The organism is Halovenus salina (assembly GCF_026410925.1).
Lineage (GTDB): Archaea > Halobacteriota > Halobacteria > Halobacteriales > Haloarculaceae > Halovenus > Halovenus salina.
This window is the reverse complement of the sequence record NZ_CP112972.1, coordinates 2,135,605-2,155,489: the sequence shown is the minus strand read 5'-3', so window position 1 is coordinate 2,155,489 and position 19,885 is coordinate 2,135,605. Positions and strand designations below refer to the sequence as shown.

The 19,885-nt window shown below is 62.6% G+C and carries 22 protein-coding genes; 8 read left to right on the top strand and 14 right to left on the bottom strand.

Going from position 1 to position 19,885, the window contains the following annotated elements:
• Nucleotides 1-18 precede the first annotated feature (18 nt).
• The 8 genes from OSC37_RS10820 to OSC37_RS10785 all read right to left on the bottom strand — a co-directional run bounded on the left by OSC37_RS10820 (nucleotide 19) and on the right by OSC37_RS10785 (nucleotide 7,972).
• Complete coding sequence (locus OSC37_RS10820) at nucleotides 19-558, bottom strand: DUF7261 family protein (protein ID WP_267161488.1); 540 nt, start codon at nucleotides 556-558, stop codon at nucleotides 19-21.
• A complete protein-coding gene (locus OSC37_RS10815) occupies nucleotides 555-968 on the bottom strand; it encodes a DUF7262 family protein (RefSeq protein ID WP_267161487.1) in 414 nt (137 codons plus the stop codon). Before OSC37_RS10815 ends, OSC37_RS10820 begins: the two co-directional genes overlap by 4 nt.
• Nucleotides 961-1,632 carry a DUF7263 family protein gene (locus OSC37_RS10810; RefSeq protein ID WP_267161486.1) on the bottom strand — a complete coding sequence of 224 codons (672 nt, stop codon included), beginning with the start codon at nucleotides 1,630-1,632 and terminating at the stop codon, nucleotides 961-963. The genes OSC37_RS10815 and OSC37_RS10810 overlap by 8 nt, the downstream gene beginning before the upstream one ends.
• Nucleotides 1,629-2,087: a DUF7266 family protein gene (locus OSC37_RS10805; RefSeq protein WP_267161485.1), complete on the bottom strand. Its 459-nt coding sequence runs from the start codon at nucleotides 2,085-2,087 to the stop codon at nucleotides 1,629-1,631. The genes OSC37_RS10810 and OSC37_RS10805 overlap by 4 nt, the downstream gene beginning before the upstream one ends.
• A complete protein-coding gene (locus OSC37_RS10800; RefSeq protein WP_267161484.1) occupies nucleotides 2,080-2,793 on the bottom strand; it encodes a DUF7289 family protein in 714 nt (237 codons plus the stop codon). The genes OSC37_RS10805 and OSC37_RS10800 overlap by 8 nt, the downstream gene beginning before the upstream one ends.
• A complete protein-coding gene (locus OSC37_RS10795) occupies nucleotides 2,793-4,694 on the bottom strand; it encodes a type II secretion system F family protein (protein ID WP_267161483.1) in 1,902 nt (633 codons plus the stop codon). The genes OSC37_RS10800 and OSC37_RS10795 overlap by 1 nt, the downstream gene beginning before the upstream one ends.
• Nucleotides 4,691-6,853 carry a type II/IV secretion system ATPase subunit gene (locus tag OSC37_RS10790; protein WP_368409585.1) on the bottom strand — a complete coding sequence of 721 codons (2,163 nt, stop codon included), beginning with the start codon at nucleotides 6,851-6,853 and terminating at the stop codon, nucleotides 4,691-4,693. The genes OSC37_RS10795 and OSC37_RS10790 overlap by 4 nt, the downstream gene beginning before the upstream one ends.
• 171 nt (nucleotides 6,854-7,024) lie before the next feature.
• Nucleotides 7,025-7,972: a winged helix-turn-helix domain-containing protein gene (locus tag OSC37_RS10785; RefSeq protein WP_267161481.1), complete on the bottom strand. Its 948-nt coding sequence runs from the start codon at nucleotides 7,970-7,972 to the stop codon at nucleotides 7,025-7,027.
• Between the two features lie 102 nt (nucleotides 7,973-8,074).
• Between OSC37_RS10785 and OSC37_RS10780 the strand changes: the two genes are divergently transcribed.
• Entirely contained in the window at nucleotides 8,075-9,331 is a 1,257-nt protein-coding gene (locus tag OSC37_RS10780) for a M20 family metallo-hydrolase (protein ID WP_267161480.1), read from the top strand.
• Between the two features lie 400 nt (nucleotides 9,332-9,731).
• A complete protein-coding gene (locus tag OSC37_RS10775) occupies nucleotides 9,732-10,193 on the top strand; it encodes a hypothetical protein (RefSeq protein ID WP_267161479.1) in 462 nt (153 codons plus the stop codon).
• Between the two features lie 15 nt (nucleotides 10,194-10,208).
• Here the strand turns inward: OSC37_RS10775 and OSC37_RS10770 are convergent, their stop codons facing one another.
• A complete protein-coding gene (locus OSC37_RS10770) occupies nucleotides 10,209-10,865 on the bottom strand; it encodes a hypothetical protein (RefSeq protein ID WP_267161478.1) in 657 nt (218 codons plus the stop codon).
• 118 nt (nucleotides 10,866-10,983) lie between these two features.
• Here OSC37_RS10770 and OSC37_RS10765 point away from each other — a divergent pair, with 118 nt between their 5' ends.
• The gene (locus tag OSC37_RS10765) at nucleotides 10,984-11,367 is read left to right on the top strand and encodes a hypothetical protein (RefSeq protein WP_267161477.1); all 384 of its coding nucleotides are present in this window, start codon (nucleotides 10,984-10,986) and stop codon (nucleotides 11,365-11,367) included.
• Nucleotides 11,368-11,446: 79 nt separating this feature from the next.
• On the top strand, nucleotides 11,447-11,911 hold the full coding sequence (locus OSC37_RS10760; RefSeq protein ID WP_267161476.1) for a CopD family protein: 465 nt from the start codon (nucleotides 11,447-11,449) through the stop codon (nucleotides 11,909-11,911).
• On the opposite strand, the gene OSC37_RS10755 is transcribed toward OSC37_RS10760, so the two are convergent.
• Nucleotides 11,908-12,198: a DUF7521 family protein gene (locus OSC37_RS10755; protein WP_267161475.1), complete on the bottom strand. Its 291-nt coding sequence runs from the start codon at nucleotides 12,196-12,198 to the stop codon at nucleotides 11,908-11,910. The two genes, OSC37_RS10760 and OSC37_RS10755, sit on opposite strands and share 4 nt — an antisense overlap.
• Nucleotides 12,195-12,569, bottom strand: a complete 375-nt coding sequence (locus tag OSC37_RS10750; protein WP_267161474.1) for a winged helix-turn-helix domain-containing protein — start codon at nucleotides 12,567-12,569, stop codon at nucleotides 12,195-12,197. Before OSC37_RS10750 ends, OSC37_RS10755 begins: the two co-directional genes overlap by 4 nt.
• A 112-nt stretch (nucleotides 12,570-12,681) precedes the next feature.
• Here OSC37_RS10750 and OSC37_RS10745 point away from each other — a divergent pair, with 112 nt between their 5' ends.
• From OSC37_RS10745 to OSC37_RS10735, 3 genes are all read left to right on the top strand, one after another.
• Nucleotides 12,682-13,776 carry an asparagine synthase C-terminal domain-containing protein gene (locus OSC37_RS10745; RefSeq protein WP_267164179.1) on the top strand — a complete coding sequence of 365 codons (1,095 nt, stop codon included), beginning with the start codon at nucleotides 12,682-12,684 and terminating at the stop codon, nucleotides 13,774-13,776.
• Nucleotides 13,777-14,195: 419 nt separating this feature from the next.
• Nucleotides 14,196-14,471: a helix-turn-helix transcriptional regulator gene (locus OSC37_RS10740; protein ID WP_267161473.1), complete on the top strand. Its 276-nt coding sequence runs from the start codon at nucleotides 14,196-14,198 to the stop codon at nucleotides 14,469-14,471.
• An 84-nt stretch (nucleotides 14,472-14,555) separates the two neighbouring features.
• The gene (locus OSC37_RS10735; protein WP_267161472.1) at nucleotides 14,556-15,899 is read left to right on the top strand and encodes a class-III pyridoxal-phosphate-dependent aminotransferase; all 1,344 of its coding nucleotides are present in this window, start codon (nucleotides 14,556-14,558) and stop codon (nucleotides 15,897-15,899) included.
• On the opposite strand, the gene OSC37_RS10730 is transcribed toward OSC37_RS10735, so the two are convergent.
• The gene (locus tag OSC37_RS10730) at nucleotides 15,900-16,352 is read right to left on the bottom strand and encodes a high-potential iron-sulfur protein (protein WP_267161471.1); all 453 of its coding nucleotides are present in this window, start codon (nucleotides 16,350-16,352) and stop codon (nucleotides 15,900-15,902) included.
• A gap of 66 nt (nucleotides 16,353-16,418) precedes the next feature.
• Entirely contained in the window at nucleotides 16,419-17,207 is a 789-nt protein-coding gene (locus OSC37_RS10725; protein WP_267161470.1) for a sulfite exporter TauE/SafE family protein, read from the bottom strand.
• A gap of 114 nt (nucleotides 17,208-17,321) precedes the next feature.
• Here OSC37_RS10725 and coaBC point away from each other — a divergent pair, with 114 nt between their 5' ends.
• Nucleotides 17,322-18,473, top strand: coding sequence for a bifunctional phosphopantothenoylcysteine decarboxylase/phosphopantothenate--cysteine ligase CoaBC (gene coaBC, locus OSC37_RS10720; RefSeq protein ID WP_267161469.1), 1,152 nt, complete (start codon nucleotides 17,322-17,324; stop codon nucleotides 18,471-18,473).
• A gap of 4 nt (nucleotides 18,474-18,477) precedes the next feature.
• On the opposite strand, the gene OSC37_RS10715 is transcribed toward coaBC, so the two are convergent.
• On the bottom strand, nucleotides 18,478-19,875 hold the full coding sequence (locus OSC37_RS10715) for a PAS domain-containing sensor histidine kinase (RefSeq protein ID WP_267161468.1): 1,398 nt from the start codon (nucleotides 19,873-19,875) through the stop codon (nucleotides 18,478-18,480).
• Nucleotides 19,876-19,885 lie beyond the last annotated feature (10 nt).

Here is a 19,885-nt window from a genome sequence, read left to right as displayed (position 1 = left end):
CCCCGACCGACTTATCTTTCAGCGTTCGATTGTCAGCGTCACCGAAAGTTCTGCATCTGGCGTGGTTATCACGAAGTCAAACGCCACGGCGAGGACATGCGTTTGGCCGTGGCGCTCCTGGACGACGACACCGTCCTCGCTGTCACAGCTGCCGAACTGGCGGTCCGGACCGCTGGGACAGTTCGCGGAGCGCCACGCTATCGCCCGTGTCTCGTTGCGAGTGATCGAATAGACATGTCCATCCCGAAGGCGGCTCGTTTCCAGTCGCTTCATTGTTTCGTCCAGTTTGTCCGTGGCCGCTCGGACGGCACTGTCTCGGTCGGCCCAGCTGTAGTCCGCTGAAATCCCGGCAGACGCGTTGTGTACCGCACGGTCTAGTACCCTTTCGAGTTGCTGTGCCGGCTGCTGGTCCGGGCGGTCTATATCCGAGTCGTAGCCGAGTTGCAGATACGCGACACCGAGCGACACGAGGACGAGTGACAGCGCGAGTGCTGCAACGAGAACCAGCTGCCCCCGGTCGCGGCGGCGCGGTCCTCCCTGGCCGAGCTGTCGACTCATACATACCACACCCGGAGAGTCACGTCGCCGTTGGCCGTCAGGACGGTCGCCTCGCCCGTCGCCACGCCGTCGGGCATCGGCTGGCCCGCGTTCCCGTGTTCGGTTTCGAGCCGGAACATGACGTGCTCGGGAAGCGTCCGGTCGATGCGTCGAACCAGTTCGTCGCGCTCGCGGTCGAATGCCGCCTGCGAGGCAGTGACCTCCGCGAGGCGCGTCTGGTCTTGGTGTCTTGGGGCCTCAGCCGACAGGAGCGTCATCGCGTCCGTCGCGTAGATATCGAGCTGTGCCTGTGACCGGTCGACATCACCCGACGAACCGAGCGCGAAGGTAAACAACAGACTCAACACCAACAAGACCCCGAGACCTGTCTCGACGACGGTAATCGACGCCTGTGCTCTGTCACTACGCATCGACAACCACCTGGAGTGTCGTTTTGCGCGTCTCGGCTGGTTCGTAGGCGATTGTGACACTCCCGCTGTCGAGGACGCCGACCGCATCGAAGCGCAACGTCGCCGTCTCGAACGGCGAAATGGAGACGTTGAACGAGCCACGGAGACCGCTCGCGTTCGAGAGGACGACGCGACTGTTTGCGAACACCCGCTCGACGGTCGTCCCTGCAGGTGGTGTAATTGTCAGACGCACGGTCGATGTTCGTCGAGGGAGTGTAGTGGTTCGGCTATTGTTGAAGTTAGGTCGGAGCTGCTCCGTCGTTCGGCTTTCGAGCAGCACGAGCCGCTCGACTGTGGTCCCATCTGTCGCTGGGCCAGTCCGAACGACGGTCTCGTCACCGAGCACGAGACGGACATCCGCCCCGTCAGGAATGTTGTATCGCTCCCGGAGCGTAGTCTCGTCGAGTGTCGACAGTGTGCCGTTGACGAGAACGTTCTCGCGTGCAGTGTGTGACGCCTGCGCGCTCACGAGACGGTCGGAGAGCGCCCTGGCGGTCTGCTGTTCGAGTGAGTCCCGTTCGGCCGTGGCGAGAGCATTGTGTGCGAAGACGACGCCAGCGACGGTCGCGCTGGTCAGGACGACGAACGCAACACCGAGTGCGACCAGCTCGGTCTGGCCCCTCATGGCTCACCTCCAAGAGCCAGTGTTCGGTTTGCTGGCGGTCCACTGACCGTGATGACGACTGTTCCGCCGTCGACGGTACTGTTTCGGGGTGTCACAGTCGAGGGGAGCGAGAGGCGTGTCTCTCGTTCGATGTTCTCGTCTGGATGAATCAGTGTGAGGGTGTCGGTCCCGTTCGAGAGCACGAGCTGGTAGCCGTCGTTCGCTATCGTCTCCGGCAGCGTTACCGTCGTCCGTGTCTCGACAGTCCCACCGACCGCAGGCGGCGCGCGTTCGATTTCCGTCGTCGCAGTTGCGAGGACTCGCTCGCTCATCTCGCCACCGGCACGCGTCTCGTAGGATGGGACGACACCGCCGAGCAGCGCGGTCGTCATTCCCGCGATGTACAGCGTCGCCAGCCCGATTGCGAGCGTCTTGCTGACCACCGGCGTCATCCCGCGAGTCCCGATGTTATCCATCGCGCACCTCCAGATTGAGGTCGTGGACAACAAGATATGCCGTCCGCTCTGTCTGGAACGTCGCCACCACGCTCTCGTGTGTATCGCCGGCGAACTGCCGTCGGCTCGTCGTCGCGTTCCGGTCCTCGAAATACCGTTCGAGCGGTCCGGGCGTGGTCGTCTCGATTGCCACAGAAAAGTTCCCTCGCCCGAGAGATGTCCGGTCGTGTGTGACATTCGAGCGGAGTGTGACGGTGACGCCACCCTCCCCGCCGACCGACCAGTGGTCCGTTCCGAGCACGGGGACGCCGACGACGAGCACCTCATTTGTCTCGGAGGTCGTTATCGGCGGCTCGCGTTCGAGCCACGCGCTGGCACCAGCCTGACCGATGACCGCTCCCGCGATAGTCGTGACCTGTCTGTCGTCGCTCTCGAAGACAAGGGCACCGATATCGAGTGTCCGTTCGACGCTTCCGTTCTTGAGGAGACGGAGCGTCCGCTCGGCCGTCCCGAGATTTCCCGTTGCGAAATTCACGCGGTGAGTGTGGACCCCCGTTCGCTCGATGACCTCGCTGGCATCGGCGAGGTCAGATGCGACCCGTGTAGCGTCGGCGTTCGATGACTGTGATTCGACAATCGTGCCGACACCTGCGGTGAGTGTCCCGAGCGCGATGACGCCGAAGCCGAGGATGAGGACGAAGCCGACGATATGTGACTGGCCGCGCATCACACCACCCCCAGTCCCGTGAACACAACGTAGGTGACCGCGACAAGTAGCCCGGAGTGAAGCAGGGACTCGTATTTACCGCGGCTTGCCATACCGGCGAACCAGCCACACGCGAGAACAGTCGCCTGCGTGACGAGATAGAACCGCTCGCGGTCCCGTGCGGGGTCGATAGCGTCGGGATTCAGCGAGGTGCCGCGGGTCGACTCTGCAACGCCAGACAGTTGCGAGAACCCATCGAGTACCGTCGCGTTGACGGCCACGACGACGCCGACCACGAGGAGTGCTGTCGTCCAGCCGACGGCGACGTAGACCATCAGCTGTGAGCGTAACTCCTTGCGTTCGTGGTACAGTCGGCCAATCTCTGTCTCCAGCGTTTCGAACACTTTCTCAGTGTTGCTACCCGCGGAGAGTGCCCCCACGACCAGGCCGACCGTCTGTGAGGCAAGCGGCGTCCCGACCCGGCCGACAAATCTGTCGAGTGCCGCCGCCCGCACGTCGTCGGTCTCGTCGACGCTCGTCGTCAGTCCGAGGTTGAACGCGAGCGCTTCTACGTCGGGCTGGAGCGGCCCGAAGTCGACATCCTCGGCGACGCGCCGGACCGCTGCCGGAAACGGCAACCCGAGACTGACGTGGCCTGACACCGCGTGGATAAAGTCCTGGATCTCCCTGTCTTTGGCGTCGTCGAGCCGCGCCCGCCGGCTCGCCACGGCTCCGACGGGGATACCGTAGACGGCGTAGCCGAGCAACGCGACGTTGGTCGGGCTGTAGTCGAGCGACCAGAGCACCCCGACGGCCAGCGCTGCCGGGACCAGACAGACAGCGGCCGCACTCGCGGGATTCGTGTGTGCCGTCCTGAGCGTGTCACCGACCGTCGCTGGACGTCGATACGTCGGCATAGCGTGGTCGGTCGGCCGGAGTGCGGCCACAGTCAGGGCCGTCGCCAGCCCGACAACTAAGACGAATGCGACGGCGAGATACACCAACAGCCCCCGGTAGGTGACCGTCCCGAGTGGCGTCGATATCGTCGTGCTGAGCGCCGGCGAGAAGACACTCGCGACAGTCAAGATGAGCACAGCCAGCGCAGGAAAGACCAGCATCACGACGAACAGCTCGGCAAGCAGTTCCATGTAGTCGCTTGCGCGCTGGTGGGCCCGCTGTTGGCGCTGGGAGAGGAGACGGCCCTCCATTTCGAGATAGCCTTCGAGCGAGTCACGGCTCTGGTTTGCGTGCTCTCTGAGCTTCAACAGAAACGGTGCGAGTACGTCCCGCGACGGGGTATCGCGTGCGACCGTCGTAATTCCCTCGTCCAGATTGCCGGTCAGAGCCGCCTTGTTGAGTATCCGCTGGAACGCGTCTGCAGTCGCGCCGTAGGCCTCCTGGTCGGCGACCTGCTGGAGCATCTCGCGCTGGTCGCTGCTGCCAGAGGCCAACACACGAAGGTATCGGACTGCGCCCGGCAGCGTTCGCTCTATCTCGGCCCGCCTTGCCGTCGCGCGCCGGCTCAGGTAGAGCCGCCCCGCCCTGAGGACGGCCCAGCGGCCAGCAACCCCGACAAATGCGGCGAACCCGCCTGCGACGTAGAATCTGGGTACTGCCGGTGCATGTACCTCGTTGACAACAGGGACACCGTCGCCGAGCACATCGAGGACGCTCGCTGTGATACCACTCGGAACCAACAGCGCCGTTGCGAACAGGGCTGTGGCGACCAGCAGACCAACAATCCACGCGAGGCCATAGACCCGGGCAATGTAGAGGTCAAAGCTCGTTTCGACCCCTGCGGCGCGGTAATGCTGTCTGTCTGTCGCGTGGGCCTGTTCGTCGGCATGGCGCGAAAACAGTGCGTACAACCCCCTGTCGAGTGCGCCCAGGTTGTCGTACAGGCCGTCTCGTACGCTCGTCATCTGCCAGCATCCTCCCGTCCGTCACTTGTCTCTCCAGTCGCCGCCTGGCGTGAGAGGCGTTCGACTGTCGCGGCCTCGTTGGTCTCTAAGTCCGCGAGCAACTCGAACAGCGACTCGAAGTTGTCGATGTCCTCCCGGACCATGTGTTTCACGTATCGGTGTTTGCGTCTGAATTCGTCTCTCACCGCCTCTGTCGACCGGTCGGTCAGCTGCCCGAGGCGCTCGAATGTCGATGCCGACTCGTTATTGCCGTCGAAGGCAATATCGTATTCACCTGCCTCATCGTGTTTGACGACGGTGTGCCAATAGACGTCGGTTCCGCCTTTCTCGATACTGCCACAGTCGGCATCGTCGGCGAGTTGCCGATACGACCGCTCGTCGAGCAGTTCGACCACGCGGCCGACGTAGCGGTTCCCGTCGATATGCCGCGGGAAGACAACGAGGTCGATCTCGCGGAGGAGATACGGCGGGAGCCCCTGCTCGATGATGCGGTTGACGAGCGTCTCGATGTCGCCAGCGTGTGTCGTCCCGATAAGTCCATGCCCGGTGTTGATACTCTCTGCGAAGGTTTCGAAGCTCTCGGCGGTGTTCACCTCTGCGATGACCTCGACATCTGGATTAAGGTAGTTACATTCAGTCATCAGGTCGGCCATCGTCACCTGCTTGTGCTCGCTCTCGTGGTCTCGTGTTGTCAGTGAAACGCCGGTCTCGTGCGGTAGCTCGACCTCACGGGAGCCCTCGTCGATGCTGATGGGGCGGTCCTCGAAGCGGATAAAGGGCATATGGGCGTTCATAAGCGTCGTCTTGCCGACGCCGGTGGGCCCAGAGAAGAGGACAACACCATGGTGTTCGTAGTAGAGCCACAACAGCGCGACGAGTTCCGTCGGGGCGGAGTCGTTGCGCACGAGATCGACAGGGGTCAACACGTCCGTCGACTGCTTGCGAATCGAGAGATGTGGGCCGTCCTCGCTGATTGTCGGGAGCGCGACTGCACACCGAATCGTCTCCTCGACGCCCGGTGGGCTGAGGTTGACCTTCGCGCTCGGCGTGCTCGAACTCAGCTCCGTCCCGTCGCTCGCTGCGAGCTGTGTGACGACGTTGATAAAGGCCTGTTCGTCTTCGAACCGGAGGTTCGTCGGCACGCGCTTTGCGTCGGCATCTCTGGGAATGACCTTGATGCGCTCGCCGACTCGATTCGCTTCGATGTCCTCGAGTGTCGGGTCACGAATCGGTACCGTGAGCTGGCCGTAGCCGACGTAATCCCGGAGCACATAGTAGACGAGGTCGTCGAGCCGATCGTCGGCGTACTTGCGCTCAACCGGCGGCACGGCGAGGTCGTACTCGGCCAGCGCCGAGCGGACCCGGTACGCCAGCGCATCTATCCAGGCTCTGGTGTTGCGGCGATGAAGCCGTCTGGAGAGGATTGCCTCGGCCCGGTCGCGGACGAACGCGACCTCGTCGTCGATGACGCCGTCGACCGCTGTCTCCCAGAGGCGCTCCTTGCACTCTTCGATGAGTTGTTCGTCACCTGGGAGCAGGTCCGGCTCGCGAACAGCATACTTGCGCTCGAACGGGTCCCGGCCGAGGACGTTCTCCTGATAGCGAATCACAGGAATCTCGAAGCCGTGAAAGGAAACCGTGTACTGTTCGAGTCGCTCGCTCGCGAAACGCTCGATGAACGCTGGCTCGGCCGGAAGCGCTGTCGTCGCAGGCGCGTAGTTCTTCGTGTGGACGACGATACCCGAGTCGTCCGCGTCTGCGACCTCGATACGGTCGTCGAGTGCGTACGGCGTCAGGTCGCCGAGGCAGGCAAGCAAGGCGAGTGCGTGGTACGCGATTCGCCGGCGGCTGGGCGCAGAGCCATCGACCAGCCGCCGGAGCACGCGCTCGTGTTTCGGCGCGAACCCCTCGTCCATCACCTCGGCGGCACCCTCTCGGGTTCGCGGCCGTTCGAGGTGTGCGTCAGCGAAATGTTCCTCTATACGGGCGAGTTGGTGTTCGTCCTGCGCCGTGAGTACCGGCTCGCGCACGCGGTACTCGAATTCTCCGTCTCGTTCACACAGTGTCACGACGACACCTGGATGAATCTCGTCTTGTGCCTGTACCCCCGTTGCGTACCACGCCTCTGGGTCGTCGGGCGGCAACGGCGGCGCCACCATCGCCTCCGCTTGTCGCTCCCCCTGTGACGCGTCCGCGAGTTCGAGTCTCGCGTCGGCCATGCTGACTTCTGGTGGCGCTTCCAGTTTTAAATCTTAGCAATAAAAGCTGGATTCATATTCGAATCGGGCTGCACGCTGGGACACCAGCGTCTACCAGGGACACCGTCAGCCTCAGGTCGAGTCGAGTACTTCAAGCGAGCGGTTCACACAAAGGGTGAGTGATTCGTCGTCGGCAGAGAAGGTGAACTCTGCCCGGAACGGCTCCTTCGAGACGATTTCTTCGTCGTAGCCGCTAAGAACACTGTCGAGGCGGTCGGGGTTTTCGGGAGCCAGCGGGTTCAGCCCCTGCTCGAAGAGAAAGCCCGTCAGTTCGGGCGTGGCGAGCAACCCCCAGGCTGCACCCGTCCCGGTGGTGTAGATACAGTTCGTACAGCGGGCGACCAGCCTGACCGCGAACGAACTCTCACAGGCCGGGCAGACGCCGTCGTCGGCCTCGTGGTCGTCACAGACCAGCAGTTCGCGTTCCACGGTCGCCGAACACCGGGGACACAGGCCCGCCGAGACGGCGATGAGTTCGAGGTTCGACCACATCCGGGCCGCGCGAAAGACCGCTGTCGGTGAGCGACCTTTGAGTCCCGCCGGGGGTAAGGGGAGCCGACCGAGATACCCCGAGTCGGCCGCGACCGGGCCACCGACCCGCCCCCACGACTGGTTCCATCGGCTCTCACACTCCGGGCAGTAAACCTCGACGTTCCCGTTTTGCCACTCAATCTCCAGCCGGCGGCCACAGTCGGTGCAGTGTTGGTCTGTCGGCGTCCGTTCCAGGCGCGGATCGTCGGTGACCGCACCGGAGAGAATCGCCTCAACGACCCGCTCGCCGGGACTTGCGAGTGCGTACTCGTCGTCGATCTTGTGGACGAAGTGACCGAGAAGTTTGTCGAGGTGATAGTTGAACCGCGCCGAATCCGAGAGGTCGAGTCGCTCGTACAGCTCCGAGAATGCGAGCGGGCCGTCTGCGGTTCCGAGTTCACGGAGAATCCGCACTCGCATTTCACTTCCCAGCGCGCTAAAGGCGTCGTCCGGCGACAGTCGAGTCGCCCCTGTACCCTCCTCGCTCATACCAATCGATTCGTCCCCGCACACTAAAGTTTCCCGCGGATACAGGTTACCAGATGGACAGACGGCTCCAAGATATATGCGAGACCCCCACCAACCGGTGACATGGACATCGACGAGACACAGCTACAGAAGCGCCTCCGAGCGAACGGCGATTTCGGCGCGGTACCGAGCGAAACAGGCCACGGCCGGACAGTCCTGACCGGCTCCGAGGCCGACCGGCAGGCACGCGAGCAGCTGGTCGAGCAGATGGAGGACCTCGACATGGACGTTCGCGTTGATGCCGTCGGCAACATCGCGGGGCGGTGGACGCCGGCGAGTGCCGACCCGGAGGCCCCGCCGGTCGCGACGGGGAGCCATCTCGACTCGGTTCCACGGGGCGGCATCTTCGACGGGCCACTCGGCGTCTACGGCGGACTCGAAGCCGTTCGGGCGATTCAAGCCTCCGACCACGAGCCAGCCCGCCCAATCGAGGTCGTGTCGTTCACGGAGGAGGAAGGCACCCGCTACGTCGGACTGCTGGGCTCGTCTGTCGCGGCCGGAGAGCGCTCCGTCGAGACAGCACTCGCGCTCGAAGACGACGACGGCACCACGCTGGAGACGCGTCTGGAACAGATTGGCTTCCAGGGCGAGGGTCGCCTGGACGCGAGCGGGTGGGAGGCGTGGCTCGAACTCCATCCAGAGCAGTCGACCGAGCTGGAGACGGCGGGCTGTCAGGCCGGGGTGGTGTCGGCAATTACGGGACTCAGACAGTACAGCGTCGAATTCGTCGGCGAGGCGAACCACGCCGGCGGCACACGCATGCCCGACCGACGTGATGCACTTGTCGCGGCGTCGACGTTCGTGACGGATATCGAACGCGCCGCACGCGAGGTCGTCGCCGACGGTGACTCCTTCGCGGTCGCGACCGTCGGCAGCATCGATGCTGAGCCAAACGCGACGAACGTCGTCCCCGACCACGTCGAACTCGGCCTCGACATCCGCGATACGGACACTGAGACGATTGGCGCTCTCCGGGACCGCGCACGCCAGATTCTCGCCCGCATCAAGGACGACCACGGCGTCGAAACCGACCTCAGCGAGCGTCATGGGACGGAGCCCGCGGCGATGAGCGAGCGCTGTCGAGAGGCACTCGAAGCGGCCGCCGACCGCCATGGGATTGCCCACCGCTCGCTGCGCTCAGGTGGCGGTCACGACACGATGAATGTCGCCCGCGTGACCGACGCCGGCCTGCTGTTTGCTCCCTCCCGAGACGGCATCTCGCACTCGCCCGAAGAGTGGACCGACTGGGAGGACTGCGTGGCCTGTACTCGCGTGCTGGCCGAGGCAGTAGCAGACCTGGCTGAGGCTGGTTCGACCTGAAACGGTCCGAGAGATCGGGTAGTGTTCAGATACGCAACGGTGGCGGAAGATAGGAGGAAGAAAGCCCTCGGCACTCTCGACTCCCGCGACTCGCTGTCTCTGAAAATCAGAGATTTTCAGGATGACGAAAGAGCGGAGCTCTTTCGAACCACGCGCTTCGGCCGCAAGCGGCCTGCAGTGTCTCCTCACGGCGCAACGCACCGTTCGGACGGGCCGAGGCGGCGGTGCCGCCTCGCGGCTTACGTCGCCGGGGTTCGCCGAGAGCCCCTCGCCCTTTCAGTCCGCCAGGGTTCAGCTGGCTGTACGGCAGAAACTGGCTCGTTGATCGATGCTTTCTGAACACCGCAGGGAGAGAGAGCGCGAGGATAGTTTTATTGTATTTCTATCAAGATAACCGAATATGCTGTCGCGGAGAAAAGCAATTACGACCGCTGCGCTGGGGGCTGTCACTTCGCTGGGGGGCTGTGGCGAGCTGTTGGGGAGCGAGTCTGACCCACCGCCTGTCGAGGCACTGGATGCAAACATCGTCGACGTTCGTCCGCCAAATGCCGGGCTGACGAGCGCGACAATTCCCGTCGTGCTGGAGATGATAAACACCCACCAGAGCGACGAGATTCCGTCGCCGACAGTCGACTACGACGCGTTCGTCAACGACCAGGAGGTCGCCTCCGCGCGCAAGGACATCACGTCGCTCGGTCCGGGTGACACGGCAAACGAGGAGTTCGAACTAATTGCCGAGTACGCGGATCTCGGAAGCGGTATCGTCAGCGCGATTCGAGACGGTTCGTTCAGGGTCCGAATCGAAGGGTCGGTCGAATCAGAGGGCGCCTCGACGACGTTCGAATCGGCCTACGAACTCTGAGACGGACAACTCGACCTACTGGGCGAGTTTGATGACGAGCAACTGGGCAGCGGGACCGGCGATTGCGACAGACAGCGTGAGGACGATGAGAAGAGGAGAGTCGACGATACTGCCGATAGCGTAAATCAGGTCGGGGATACCGTCGGACCGGAGCCACTCGGCGACGCCCGCAAACGGCTCTGTCGACCCGTCCGCGACCGAGAAGGTGAACTGCACGCCGACGCCGAACAGCGTTGCCCCAACTATCGCAGGAATCGCAATCGGCGCAAACGCCATGAGCCCGAGCGTGAACAGAAAGCCAAGCCCCATCGTCCCGAGGGTAAGAATCGACTCTCCAAACATCGACATCCCAGCCTGGAACCCGATGACAGACGGGAGGATTCCACCGGCAATTCCCCACCCAACACCTATCAGATGGAGGACGACCGCCGACGAGACGACCGCGGCAACGAGTTCCGGTCCAAACGGGATTCCGCCGAGGAAGTCCAACAATCCACCCAATCCAACATCTCGCATCGTAGAAAGCGTCGAGTCAATCATATCCGGCTGGAATCCAAAGTACAACGAGACCAAGACGGCGAGACCGACCATCGCCGCCAGGGCATACGTGCCCCCAACAGTGATGAGAACGCCGAGAACTATCAGGAGGACCCCGACCAGTGCACCCGGCATATGTTCCTAAATAATAAATATACATTAAAATACATATATTTTATGTCTACTATCATATAGTTCAGTGACTGACTACAACTCGGAACCGCTAAACCGACAGAAGACAAATAGAGGGCTGATGCAGAATCTACCAAATCCGGACGACTACGCCTGGGAGTTCGAAAAGCGGGGCAGCGTCGGCATCTGGTATATGGGCGGCTGGGAAGGGTTTGCAGACGAGGACCTGGAGGCTGCGAGTAACCACTACAGAGAGCGGGGTAATCGCGACGACATCGAGGCGACCATCGCAGTGTTCGGTGACAAGACGAATCTGGCCAGAGACACCCAGGAGTACATGGGCGAGGAGTGGTCTGCGAACGGGCGCTACACCGGCGTCGACAGAATCGGATTCGTCTCCGAGGGTATCACTGCGATGGCGGTGAAATCCCAGCTCGACGTTCCCGGTGCTACAGTCGAGGACTTCGACGACCTCGACAGCGCCGTTGCGTGGGCACAGGAGTGACCGGAGTCACAGACGAGAGCGAAACAAGCGGTCGCGAGGAACCGAACGACATATTTGAGCGGCCGCGAAACCGCGAACTATGGAACCCGTCGAAGTCGCTGTGTGGGTCGCTCACTCACTGTTTTCCGGCGTCTGGACCGGAAGTGTTCTGTTTCTCGTCGTGGCTGTGTTGCCGCTGGCGCGAAACGGGACGCTGAACGCCGCGCCGCTCGAATCGCTCGTCGGGAGCGTCAAGACCATCTCGCGTGTGAGTTCTGTTGCCCTGCTGTTGACCGGCGGACACATGGCCGCAACCCGGTACACGAGCGAGTCGCTGTTCGAGACCGAAAGCGGCTGGCTCGTCCTCACGATGGTGTCGTTCTGGTTTCTGTTGATGGCGACTGTCGAAATCGGCGGCGCGAAGCTCACCGATGGGGCCGAACGCGACAAGGTCCGCGAGCCGGCAGCAGCGGCGCGGCCGTTCCTCCTGGCGGCGTCGCTGTGTGCCGTTGCACTGCTGGTGACGGCGGGCCTCATCTCCGCCCGGAATCTCGGCTACTTCTAAGGGCGGGTCGTATACAGCGAGTAGACGATAATTAGAAAGCCAACGGCGATAAGTGCACTCTCGATGAGCAGCCCCGTCTGGAAGCCGGCATCGAGCAACTGGTCGACGACGCCAGCGAGAAAGGTTCCGAGCGTGACGAACCCGAACCCGACCGCAAGCGCACCGAGCGAGCGCGAGTGGGTCCGGCGATACGCCCGGTAGGCGAGATAGGTGATGAGACCACCCAACACCAGCGTCAGCGTCTTGAACCCGATGATGAGTGTCGTGACCGTGATATCGTAGCTCATGTTTCCTTTCGAACCTCCGACCAGAGTTCGGCGAGCCGTTCGTCGGCACTCCGGGGCGTCCGCGAGATATCGACCTCGAACTCGTTGTCCTCAGCGAGTGCGAACGAGACCTCCTCGAAAGCCACTACGTACCGATTGACGTGTTGCCCGTCGGGGCGAATCTCGACGCCCTCCTCAACGAGTGATGCCTCGGTCAGCTTATCCAATTTCCGGTATGTCGTCGACAGTGGTATCTCTGTCGTGTCAGCTACCTCGTCTGCGGTCATCGGCTCGGAGAGGACAGCGACAATCTTCCGACAATCCTCGTCGTGCAACGCGTCCACCAGTGGCTCTAACTCTGGGTCGTCGTCCGCGAGCGAGTCACGGACCATCTAGCCACCTGTTCGCCCGAACAGGGTTAAGTCTTGAGGAGTACGCATGAGGGCACCGTCTCTGGAGCAAAGCGGACCCCTTTTGGTCGTCTCCACACGAGAGATGATAGCTATGACCCTCACCGGAACAACGGCGAGTGTTGTCGAACGGGCCATCGACAGCCGCGAGGCGCTCCCGGGAACTGCCGGTTTCGCCGGCGCGATAGAGGGGCGACTGGTCCGGGATGTGCTCGGCCGCTATCCGCTCTTTTTCGACCCAAAGAACCCCGCGGCCTGGAGTCACGACCCGGAGACACTCGTCAGGGCCGAGCGACTCCCGGCCGGGGCTGTCCACGAGGACGGCGAGACACGACAGGTGTGGACGCTCTCGGAGCCGCCGGCAGTCAGTGAGGAGGAGGGTGTCGAGGGCCTTCGTGACGCCATTGAGGCCACACTGGCCGATGTCGACCGCTCGGGGCTCGCCGTTGCCTTCTCGGGGGGTGTGGACTCGGCGCTGCTGGCAGCAGCCCTCGACGTGGAGCTGTACACCGTCGGCTTCCCCGAGAGCCACGATATCGAGGCGGCACGCTCTGGTGCAGCCGCGTTGGATGCCGACCTGACGGTCCTCGAACTCGACCACGAGACACTCGAAGCCGCCGTGCCCCGAGTCGCGAGGGCAATCGGTCGGACGAACGCGATGGACGTTCAGATTGCCCTGCCACTTTTTCTGCTTGCCGACCACTGCCACGAGGCTGGTGTCGACCGCCTTGCATTGGGACAGGGAGCAGACGAGTTGTTCGGTGGCTATCAGAAGGTCGCGCGTGCGCCCGAAGACCATCGCGTCGAGGCCGACACGGTTCGGGGAGCTCGCCGCGAGGTCGTCCGAACCCTGCCTGGCCAGCTCGAACGCGACTGGCTCGCCCTCCAGGCCGGTGGTGTCGAGCCCGTCACACCCTTCCTCCACGATCGCGTGGTTGTGAGCGCGCTGGAGCTGCCCGAGGCGGCGCTGGTCGCCGGAGAGACTCGAAAACGTGCGCTTCGACAGGTGGCGACCGACTGGCTCCCCGAGGAGATCGCCTTCCGGGACAAGAAGGCACTCCAGTACGGCAGCCTCGTCGCCCGCGAACTCGATAGACTCGCCCGGCAGGCGGGCTTCAAACGCCGGATGGACGACCACGTCACACAGTACATCGAGCACACCCTCGACGAGACCGACGAAACAGCGTGAGCTGTCGGCCTGGATACGAGAGACCTGACAGTTCGATTCGATACCACACACCGCCGGAGAACAGTGACCAACTGCGTGAACTGTTCGAGGACATATCCGTGTACTGAATCGGACTGTCGGCCGATTGTATCTTTCTGCGTACACACGTGTCCTGGCCGACGGCAACCGGTGTCGAACAGGTCGATTGTCCGTTTTATTCGATTTAGCCCCTGTAACAGCGATTTGCGGGTGGCAGAGAGACAGTTGATAACTTCCTGACGCCAGATATTTTCTAGTAGTACCACACACGAAATAGGAGAGTTCCCCAGGTTCGAACAGCCTAGAACTTATACCATATGGACAGAAAACACTGCCGAGGAATGTGTTCTAAGCGAAACATTCAATATATTCAGACAGTAAATCATAATAGGAGAATACAAATGTACGACTTGACAGGATTCCAGCGCGATTTGTTGTACGTCATTGCGGGGCGCGAGGAGCCACACGGGCTCGCTATCAAAGAGGAGCTAGAAGAGTACTACGAGAAAGAGATCCACCACGGCCGTCTCTATCCGAACCTGGATACGCTTGTCGAGAAGGGACTTGTCGAGAAAGGACAGCGAGACCGGCGGACGAACTTTTATACGTTGACACGTCGTGGCGACCGCGAAATCGACGCGCGTGGTGAGTGGGAATCGCAGTATATCGACATCTGAGGCGGTACTCAATTGGTTACTTAGATAATAGGAGACAGAGCTCAAATCGGCAGGGCTTATGATGGTGGTGTCCTTGCTATCTACATGAACCGAGAAAATGTCGAACCAGAAGTGACGACGGTTCCCGGTGACATCGCAGAACAGGTCGCCGGTTACCACCATGAAAACGCCGCAACGTCAACATACGTCTGTGAGTTCGCATGGGATTACAACGAACCGGCAACGGGACCATTCTGTACGGACGTTGACGGAAACGTCCTGCTCGATTTCGCCGGCCACGTCGGGGCGGCACCGCTTGGATACAACAACCCCAAGGTGCTCGACAAACTGGAGGAGTTCGACCTCGTCGATCCGATGAAAATCGCCGGACAGGACTTTTATTTGCCTGCCGAGGGCGTCCCCGAAAGTAACGCCAGCGTGCCCGGCCCTGCCGACCTGATGGACCGGCTGACCGACATCTCGGACCACTACGGGATGGACCGGGTCTTTCTCTCGAACAGCGGCGCAGAGGCCGTCGAAAATGCACTCAAAATCTCTTTCGACCACACCCAGGGCAAGTACACTATCACGACCGAAGGGGCCTTCCACGGCCGCACGCTCGGGACGCTCTCGCTGAACCGCTCCCGGTCGAAGTACCGCCGCCACTTCCCCGAGATCGACGGCGTCGAAGATATGCCATATTGTACGAACAGCACCTGTGACGCTGAGACGTGTGACTGTGGCTTTTTCTTCGACGATACGTCTTACCTCCGCCGGATGCTCGACCCAGAGACCGGATACGTCGCCGCAGAGGAAGTTGCCGCACTCGTGATAGAGCCCTTCCAGGGCGAAGGAGGGTACCGGCCGCCCAGCGAGGCGTTTATGAGCGAGATCGCCGAGCTCTGTGAGGAACACAACCTCACGCTCGTCGCCGACGAGATACAGTCCGGCATGGGCCGGACCGGCGAGTGGTGGGCCTCCGATCACTACCCCATCGAGCCCGATGTCATCACCAGCGCGAAGGCGCTCCGCGTCGGTGCGACTATCTCCACCAAAGAGGTCTTCCCCGACGACAAAGGTCGTATCTCCTCGACGTGGGGTGCCGGCGACCTGCTCGCCTCCGCCAAGGGTGTCGCCACCATCGATGCCATCGAAGAGTACGACCTACTCGACAATGCCACCGACCGCGGCCGCCAAATGCAGGAGCTCCTCGCCGAGTTCGATATGCCTGGAGCCATCGACATCCGTGGCAAGGGGCTGATGCTCGCCATCGAGTTCGACTCGAAAGAGCGCCGCGACGCGATTCAGGAAGAGGCCTTCGCCAACGGTCTGTTGACGCTTGGCTGTGGGAAACAGACGCTTCGGATGCTCCCACCGCTCGACGTGACCGAGCGCGAAATCCACCTGGCCGCCGAGATGCTCGCCGACACCGCCGAGTCCGTCGCGTAACTACGTGTCTGTCTGACTTCCTCTGGCCCGTGACCGCTCCTGTTGTTCGAGACCCTCGACGGGCTGCCAGAGCGCACACCAGTCCTGTGAGTAGATACCGCCCTCGACGGCGGCACACGCGCCGATGCCGGAGTCGAACTGATTCCCTGGACAGAAGAACTGACAGTTCGCACACAGTTCGATAAAGCCACTGTCGCCCGTGTAGTTAGGATGGTACTGGTAGTCCACGTTCTCTTTGGCGGTGAGTCCGTCGGGGTCACGCTCGATGCCCATGGTCGAGACGCAGTTCTCTGCTCCCTCCGGAAGCGGACGCTCGCGCGTGTCAGCTAGCTGTTCGTCGCCGTGACCACCGCCGCCGTCGCTGCCGAGACACCCTGCCAGTGCCGTCGCCGACAGGGCCCCTGTCGCGGTGAGCAGACGACGCCGTGAGAGTGCGCTACTGTTGTTTCCCATACGGTATTGTTTGAATACCACAACATAAGTACTTGTGGTGCAGCCGTCTAGTGACCTGTCTTCCTGCTACCCAACCAGTCCGAGTCCAGCCCCGACGAGTCGGAGACCGATGACCGTCAACAGTCCGAGGACGACACTCTGGCGGACCCGTTCGCTGACACGGGCACGGAGTCGCCGTCCAACCGCGACGCCAGCGACTGCCGGCAGGACGGCCCCAACAGAGACAGCAAAGACAACCGCGTCAGGATAGAGCCCGAGGACGCCCGCCGCAGCGACGCGAGCGGCGTTGAGACCGAGAAAAACCAGCGCGACGACGCCGACGAACAGCCCGTGTGAGAGGTCACAGCTCCGAAGGAACGCAACCAACTGCACGCCGACGTTCGTCCCCCCGAACACCAACCCCGAGAGCCCGCCAACGCCGACCATCGCAGGCGTCGTCTCGACGAAACAGCCCTCGCGGGCGCGGTCCAGCCCCGGAACCGAGACGAGAGGCTGTGCGCTCACCACGAACCCGAGCGAGACGATTCCGAGCAACAGACGAAGCGGGGATTCGGGCAGCGCATCGATGGCCGCCATTCCCGCGACCGTACCCAGAAGTGTCGAGACCAGCAGCGGCGCGAACCGCCGTCCACAACTCCGGATTTCACCGGCCGAGAGCTCGCCGACCAGCGAGATGTTGACACCGAGTATTGGGACAATCATGAACACGACCGCGGTCGCCGGCACCACCACAGTCGCCAGTGTCATCGTTCCGACAAGCGCGAACCCGAAGCCTGCGAGTCCGTTGACTGCCCCGGCGACGAGAAACAGCACCCCAACTCCGAGCAGGAACAGCGGCGTGAGTGTGAGTGTCACAGACTACTGTTCGCTCATCTATGACAAAAGCCTGCCCCGAGCGGGAGTCAGGTCGGCACAACCGTCGTGGCCCGGAACTGGACGTTTAAGTTGCCACGTGACCGCAGTAGAGATATGCTGGAAGGAGTCAACGTGGCGCTGGGTGTGACCGGCTCGATTGCCGCAGTCAAGACCGTCGAGCTGGCACACGAGCTCCGGCGACAGGGTGCCGAGGTCCGGGCGGTGATGACCGAGGCGGCACAGGGTATCATCCACCCGTGGGCGCTCGAATACGCGACCGAGAACGACGTCGTCACCGAGATTACCGGGGCCGTCGAACACGTCGAACTCTGTGGCCGGGACGGGTGGGCAGACCTCCTGTTGGTCGCGCCGACGACAGCAAACACCGCTGGGAAGATGGCCGCGGCAATCGACGACTCGCCGGTGACGACCTGTGCGACGACGGCCTTTGGGGCCGATGTCCCGATTGTGGTCGTACCGGCGATGCACGAGCCGATGTACGACCACCCTGGCGTGCTCGACGCGCTCGACCAGCTCGAATCCTGGGGCGTCGACTTCGTCGACCCGCGCATCGAGGAGGGAAAAGCCAAAATCGCGACCGAGAACGCCATCGTCACGGCCGCCGCCCGCGCGACCGGCGACCAGCCACTAGCCGGGCAGACGGTCGTCGTCACCAGCGGCGCAACGACCGAATCGGTCGACCCGATTCGGACCCTCTCGAACCGGGCCTCGGGACGGACCGGGCGCGCGGTCGCCCGTGCCTGCGTTACCCGCGGCGCGGACACCGTTCTCGTCCACGACGGACCGGACGTGCCGTGGGCCGAGACCGTCGCCGTCGAGAGCGCCGCCGAGATGCTGGATGCAGTCCTCGACCGCGCTCCAGATGCCGACGCCCTCGTCTCCGCGGCTGCTATCTCCGATTACACCGTCGAGACCGCCTCCGAGAAGATCCGGTCCGGTCAGGAGCTGGCCCTCGACCTCGAGCCGACGCCAAAGCTCCTCGATACGGTCCGCGAGCACCATCCCAACCTTCCGATGGTCGGGTTCAAAGCAGAGACCGAGGGGGACAACGACGCCATCGTCTCTCGGGCGCGTTCGCTTCAGGACCGCGTCGGCCTCGCGTTCGTCGTCGGGAACAACGCAGGCGTGATGGGTGCCGACGAGACGGCGGCGCTGGTCGTCGACGGCGACAACGTGACCGAAGTTGTTGGTTCAAAACAGGAACTCGGAGCGGCCGTTGCCGACCGCCTCGGAGACAAACGCTAGTGAGTCAGCGAGACTCGATATCGACGCCGGTGAACTCGAATCGCGTGCCACCCGCAGACCCCTCGACGATAGCGACATCCCAGCCGTGGGCTTCGGCGATGCGTCTGACGATCGTGAGGCCGAATCCCGTCCCGTTGTCAGCGGACGTGGCGCCGGGCTCGAAGACCTCTTGGCGCTCGGCCTCGGGAATGCCCGGTCCAGTGTCCTCGACGTAGAGGCAGTGCCCGTCGGTGGTCCCGACCGTGACAGTCACGTCCTTGCCGCCGTGTTCGACTGCGTTCCGGAAGAGATTCTCGAAGACGTGCTGAAGTCGGCTCCGGTCGCCCTTGATAGCGATGTTGTCGGCGATATCGATTGTCGCCGCCTCCGTCGAGACGTTCTTCCAGCAACTCCCCACGAGGTCGACCAGCGGTATCGACTCGGGGTCGGCGACGACCTGGCCCTGTCTGGCGAGGGTAAGGGTGTCAGAGATGAGCTCCTCCATACGGTCGAGTGACCGGACGATGGGGTCGAGGTGGTCGCTCTCACACTCCTCGGCAAGCAGCGTCGACCGTGCCTGAGCGACGTTGAGTGGGTTCCGCAGGTCGTGGCTAATGACGCTTGCGAACTCCTCGAGCTGGTCGTTTTTGCGCTGGAGCTGGCGTTCCTGTCGGACTCGTTCGGTGATATTCCTCGTGATGCCGATAATCCGGGTCACCTCGCCGTCTGTCACCACCGGCGCGAGGTTGGTCTGCCAGAACCGCGCGTCTGTCTCGACCGGGACCTCCTCCTCGTAGGTGATTGGCTTGCGGTCACGCGCACACCGACGGTAGTTCGCATCGAGTTCTGCCCCGACCTCCTCGCCGAACACCTCTGTCGGTGTCTTGCCTTTCATGTCCTCGGTTGTGAGTCCCGTCTGTTCCTCGTATGCCTCGTTCAGGCGCTCGAATCGGAACTCGTAGCCTCCGTCGGTCGACTCGACAGAGAGAAAGAAGATACCGTCTTCGACCGTACTGAGAAGCGTCGTGTACTCGCTTGCGAGCTGTTGATGCTCCCGTGCCCGGCGCTTCTGGTCGGTGATGTCGCGGCTGTTGACCAGAATACCGTCGATTGTCTCGTCGTCGAATCGGTTCTGCAGCGTCGCCTCGACCCAGCGCCAGGAGCCGTCGGCGTGGCGGAACCGGGTTTCGATGACCTGTGTGTCGTCGGGGTTGGCTTCGATGTGCTCGATTGCGGTTGCGACCGTCTCGCGGTCGTCTGGGTGTTGGTGCTCGTAGCCAACGTCGCCGACTATTTCCTCGGGGTCGTACCCGAGCGTGTCTTGAATAGACGGACTCACGTACGCTATCTGCCCGTCGGCGTCGATGATTGTCGCCATGTCGGCGGATTCCTCGACGAGCTTTTGATGGAGATTGTTGGCCATACGGTACGTA

Bases quoted from the DNA above. Each gene is read 5' to 3' on its own strand.
- OSC37_RS10805 (WP_267161485.1), bottom strand. From the start codon at position 2,087: ATGGATAACATCGGGACTCGCGGGATGACGCCGGTGGTCAGCAAGACG.
- OSC37_RS10795 (WP_267161483.1), bottom strand. From the start codon at position 4,694: ATGACGAGCGTACGAGACGGCCTGTACGACAACCTGGGCGCACTCGAC.
- OSC37_RS10735 (WP_267161472.1), top strand. From the start codon at position 14,556: ATGAACCGAGAAAATGTCGAACCAGAAGTGACGACGGTTCCCGGTGAC.
- OSC37_RS10740 (WP_267161473.1), top strand. From the start codon at position 14,196: ATGTACGACTTGACAGGATTCCAGCGCGATTTGTTGTACGTCATTGCG.
- OSC37_RS10785 (WP_267161481.1), bottom strand. From the start codon at position 7,972: ATGAGCGAGGAGGGTACAGGGGCGACTCGACTGTCGCCGGACGACGCC.
- OSC37_RS10790 (WP_368409585.1), bottom strand. From the start codon at position 6,853: ATGGTGGCGCCGCCGTTGCCGCCCGACGACCCAGAGGCGTGGTACGCA.
- OSC37_RS10750 (WP_267161474.1), bottom strand. From the start codon at position 12,569: ATGGTCCGTGACTCGCTCGCGGACGACGACCCAGAGTTAGAGCCACTG.
- OSC37_RS10745 (WP_267164179.1), top strand. From the start codon at position 12,682: ATGACCCTCACCGGAACAACGGCGAGTGTTGTCGAACGGGCCATCGAC.
- OSC37_RS10755 (WP_267161475.1), bottom strand. From the start codon at position 12,198: ATGAGCTACGATATCACGGTCACGACACTCATCATCGGGTTCAAGACG.
- OSC37_RS10800 (WP_267161484.1), bottom strand. From the start codon at position 2,793: ATGCGCGGCCAGTCACATATCGTCGGCTTCGTCCTCATCCTCGGCTTC.
- OSC37_RS10810 (WP_267161486.1), bottom strand. From the start codon at position 1,632: ATGAGGGGCCAGACCGAGCTGGTCGCACTCGGTGTTGCGTTCGTCGTC.
- OSC37_RS10765 (WP_267161477.1), top strand. From the start codon at position 10,984: ATGCAGAATCTACCAAATCCGGACGACTACGCCTGGGAGTTCGAAAAG.
- OSC37_RS10815 (WP_267161487.1), bottom strand. From the start codon at position 968: ATGCGTAGTGACAGAGCACAGGCGTCGATTACCGTCGTCGAGACAGGT.
- coaBC (WP_267161469.1), top strand. From the start codon at position 17,322: ATGCTGGAAGGAGTCAACGTGGCGCTGGGTGTGACCGGCTCGATTGCC.
- OSC37_RS10770 (WP_267161478.1), bottom strand. From the start codon at position 10,865: ATGCCGGGTGCACTGGTCGGGGTCCTCCTGATAGTTCTCGGCGTTCTC.
- OSC37_RS10760 (WP_267161476.1), top strand. From the start codon at position 11,447: ATGGAACCCGTCGAAGTCGCTGTGTGGGTCGCTCACTCACTGTTTTCC.
- OSC37_RS10730 (WP_267161471.1), bottom strand. From the start codon at position 16,352: ATGGGAAACAACAGTAGCGCACTCTCACGGCGTCGTCTGCTCACCGCG.
- OSC37_RS10820 (WP_267161488.1), bottom strand. From the start codon at position 558: ATGAGTCGACAGCTCGGCCAGGGAGGACCGCGCCGCCGCGACCGGGGG.
- OSC37_RS10780 (WP_267161480.1), top strand. From the start codon at position 8,075: ATGGACATCGACGAGACACAGCTACAGAAGCGCCTCCGAGCGAACGGC.
- OSC37_RS10715 (WP_267161468.1), bottom strand. From the start codon at position 19,875: ATGGCCAACAATCTCCATCAAAAGCTCGTCGAGGAATCCGCCGACATG.
- OSC37_RS10775 (WP_267161479.1), top strand. From the start codon at position 9,732: ATGCTGTCGCGGAGAAAAGCAATTACGACCGCTGCGCTGGGGGCTGTC.